We start from the raw sequence: 3,014 nt of genomic DNA on the forward strand, positions 1-3,014 counted from the left end.
CATCATGGATGAGGGACAGGTCATTGCCGTTCTGGGAACGGTTTTGTTTCAGGATGTAAAGGAGCTGGCTTCACTGGCAGCGATGGTGGGACAGCTGCAGGATGAGCTGACCTACTACAAGAAGGAGCTCCGTCGCCGTCTAGGGGCGACGTATCATTTTGATCAAATTGTCGGCTATAGCCTGAAGATGCTGGAGCTGAAGAAATTCTCGCAAAAAGTAGCGAAAAGCGATTCGACTGTACTGATCACAGGAGAGAGCGGTACGGGAAAGGAGCTGTTTGCACACGCGATTCACGCGGAAAGCAAACGAAAGATGGGGCCGTTCATTCGAGTAAACTGTGCGGCCATACCGGATTCGCTTTTGGAGTCTGAATTGTTCGGTTACGAGGAGGGGGCTTTTACAGGAGCTGCCCGACGCGGGAAAAAGGGAAAGTTCGAGCTGGCTGATCACGGTACGATCCTGCTCGACGAGATCGGGGACATGCCCATGCCCTTGCAAGCGAAGCTGCTGCGAGTGCTCCAGGAGAAGGAAGTAGAGCGTGTCGGTGCCGTTCGCGCGACGCCGATCGATGTTCGCGTGATCGCCTCGACCAACCAGGATTTGCTCGCCTGTATTAAGGATGGAAGGTTTCGGGCGGATCTTTATTACCGCTTGAATGTCGTTTCCCTGGAGGTTCCTCCGTTGCGTGAACGACTCGAGGATTTGCCTGAGTTGGTTTCCAATGTGCTGCAAAGGCTGGTGGAATCGACAGGCAGCATGGTCAAAGCCATTGACGACGAAGTCTGGGGAGTGCTGAGGAGCTACTCGTGGCCTGGAAATGTGCGAGAGCTGTGCAATGTTTTGGAGCGTGCGCTGCATCATATGGAGGATGACACCTTGAAAAAAGAGCATCTCTGGCTGCCTGTTTCGGATCAGGCTTTTTCGTCGACAACGCTTATGCCTTTGAAGGAAACGCTGGAGAATGCGGAGAGAGAAGCTTTGCTGCTGGCGATGGAGCAGGCTGAAGGGAACAAGCTGGAAGCGGCCAAGCTGCTGCACATCAGCAAGTCATCCTTTTATGAAAAATGGGAGAAGCATGGGTTGTCCAAATAGGAACAGACGATTTCAAACCTTTCTGGCTTCGGAGCAGAAGGGTTTTTTGCTTTTCCGGATTTTCGGAATGAAAAAAAGGGGAGAAGACTGCTGCTTCTGGAGGTAGGGAATCAAGATGAAAGCATTTTCAGGGGAAACTTATGTTATTCCAGAAAAGCGGACTATAAATTCCATGAATCCGGAAAAATTGGGGCCTAGTTATCTAAATGCAGATTAGCTTAGGCTCAAAAAAGCTGATCAGACAGCGATTCGCGGTTATCAGCGGGGTGTTGGCACACGAATTGCTTTATAGGGAGAATGAAAGCGGTTTCTTGCTGGGTTAGGAGGAGATGGGTGGTTCCCGCTAGGCTTATGGTTTTGGAGGATCCATTGAAAAATGAAGATGACCGTCGAGGAAGACGGGTCAGTTGAAAGGAGCATTGTATGTTTATTGAAGTATTTTCTATTATCCTTGCTCTGGGATTATTGATGTTTTTTGCGTACAGAGGTTATCCCGTCATTATTTTTGCCCCCATTTTTACGTTGCTCGCCGTAGCGATGTCCGGAATTGCCTTGCTTCCGAGCTACACGGAGACCTTCATGGTGAACGCAGCCAACTATGTAAAGTCCTTTTTCCCTATCTTCTTATTAGGTGCTGTGTTCGGTAAAGTCATGGAAATGAGCGGAGCAGCTTCATCGATTGCTCACAACATCGTCAAAGCTCTCGGGTCCAATCGTGCGATCCTGGCAGTCGTGCTCGCCTGTTCGATTTTGACGTATGGTGGCGTGTCCTTGTTCGTCGTAGCATTTGCTGTTTATCCATTCGCGGCAGCCATTTTCCGCGAGGCGAATATTCCGAAGCGTTTGATTCCGGGTGCGATTGCGTTGGGTGCCTTCACGTATACGATGGATGCACTGCCAGGCACTCCGCAGATCCAAAACATCATTCCAACTACGTATTTTGGTACAGATGCGTATGCAGCTCCTTTGGTAGGAATTATCGGTGCAATCATGGTTTTCGTAGCAGGTATGTACTGGTTGGAACGCAGACGCAAGCAAGCTGCTGCAGCAGGTGAAGGCTATGGCGAAGGCCATATCAATGAACCTGAGCTGCAGACAGATCAAAACAAGTCGTATATGAGCATCTGGTTGGCTATTTTGCCGCTGGTGATCGTACTGGTCGGGAACTTCCTGTTCAGCCGTAGCGGATTGTCCGTTGAAGGCTGGTATGAGGCAAACATGCTGAAGGAGAACTTCAATATCGCCAACGTGAAGACAGTCAGCTCTTCCTGGGCACTGATCATTTCGTTAGGTTTGGGAATTTTGGCCGCTATCCTGATCAATGCAAAAGAAGTGAAAAACAAATTGGCTGCGGGCTTGTCTACAGCAGCAGCAGGTGCGCTATTGGCCATTTTCAATACAGCTTCCGAGGTTGGTTTTGGAAACGTTGTCAAAACGTTGCCAGGGTTCACTGTGATTAAGGAATGGATTGTAGGAGCAAGCGACAATCCGTTGGTTTCCGAAGCGATTGCCGTGAACGTGCTCGCCGGTGTTACCGGTTCCGCATCGGGTGGTTTGTCCATTGCATTGGAGGTTATGGGCAAGCAGTATCTGGAGATGGCCAATGCATTGGGCATCAGTCCGGAGCTGCTGCACAGAATCGCTTCGATGGCTTCCGGTGGTATGGATACGTTGCCACATAACGGTGCGGTCATCACGCTTCTCGCGATTACAGGTTTGACTCATCGTTCTTCTTATAAAGATATCTTCGCCATTACGGTGGTCAAAACGCTGGCCGTTTTCATTCTCGCATTTGGTGCGTCTCTGTTTATTTAAGTTATCAGCTCTGTCATCGTCATAAAGGGAAGGAGAACATCGCATTATGGAAAAACTTTTGGAACAAAAAGTAGCAGTGATTACAGGTGCAGCGAGCGGAATCGGG

Annotated in this window: 2 protein-coding genes; both read left to right on the forward strand. The window is 49.6% G+C overall.

Going from position 1 to position 3,014, the window contains the following annotated elements:
• On the forward strand, positions 1 to 1,093 hold a 1,093-nt coding region (locus tag EDM52_RS24150), incomplete at its 5' end, for a sigma-54 interaction domain-containing protein (RefSeq protein ID WP_122911435.1).
• Between the two features lie 423 nt (positions 1,094 to 1,516).
• Positions 1,517 to 2,908 carry a GntP family permease gene (locus EDM52_RS24155; protein ID WP_122911436.1) on the forward strand — a complete coding sequence of 464 codons (1,392 nt, stop codon included), beginning with the start codon at positions 1,517 to 1,519 and terminating at the stop codon, positions 2,906 to 2,908.
• Positions 2,909 to 3,014: the final 106 nt, after the last annotated feature.

The sequence above is a fragment of the Brevibacillus invocatus genome, assembly GCF_003710915.1.
GTDB lineage: Bacteria > Bacillota > Bacilli > Brevibacillales > Brevibacillaceae > Brevibacillus > Brevibacillus invocatus.